This is a genomic window from Mesorhizobium sp. M7A.F.Ca.AU.001.01.1.1, from assembly GCF_004022735.1.
Classification (GTDB): Bacteria; Pseudomonadota; Alphaproteobacteria; order Rhizobiales; family Rhizobiaceae; genus Mesorhizobium; species Mesorhizobium ciceri.
The window spans coordinates 1-436 of the sequence record NZ_RZPF01001366.1 but is presented as its reverse complement, the minus strand read 5'-3'; the positions used below and the strand labels follow the sequence as shown (position 1 = coordinate 436).

The 436-nt window shown below is 59.6% G+C and carries 1 protein-coding gene; it reads left to right on the top strand.

The window, feature by feature from the left end; translation table 11 throughout:
• Positions 1 to 230: 230 nt before the first annotated feature.
• Positions 231 to 436 (top strand): hypothetical protein (locus tag EN884_RS38215; protein ID WP_128361244.1); only part of this gene is annotated, 206 nt, incomplete at its 3' end.

Genomic DNA, 436 nt, shown 5'->3' with positions numbered 1-436 from the left:
GCTCTGGCAAAAGTACGAGTGGCTGAAAGGCCTTCAGCGAGTGCGGAGCAGTGGAAACCGCTATCGACGGCCGCGGCAGCCGCGACGACTATCCCCGAGTTGTACTACCCGCTAGAGATGTTGGAACGCTGGCGCGAAAACACGAGGCGAGCTAGGGAGCACGCCTCCGCCTACATTACAGCGGAGCTGGAAAAGAAAAAGGGGCGCAGAGAACGGCGCCACAACCGACGATGACGCGCCTGTCCTTTGCTGAAGAGCTTGAAAGCGCCGCGGATCGCATTGCCAACATGTCGCGACCGGATCTGCAGATCATCCTTCGTCGCGCGGCTTTGATGCTCAGGAACGTTGCCGGCGTGTCCTTAGAGCCAGCGACCGAGGACGCGCTCAACAGTACAGCGGCGGGTATGAAAAAAGGCCGATCGGACGTCATACAGAT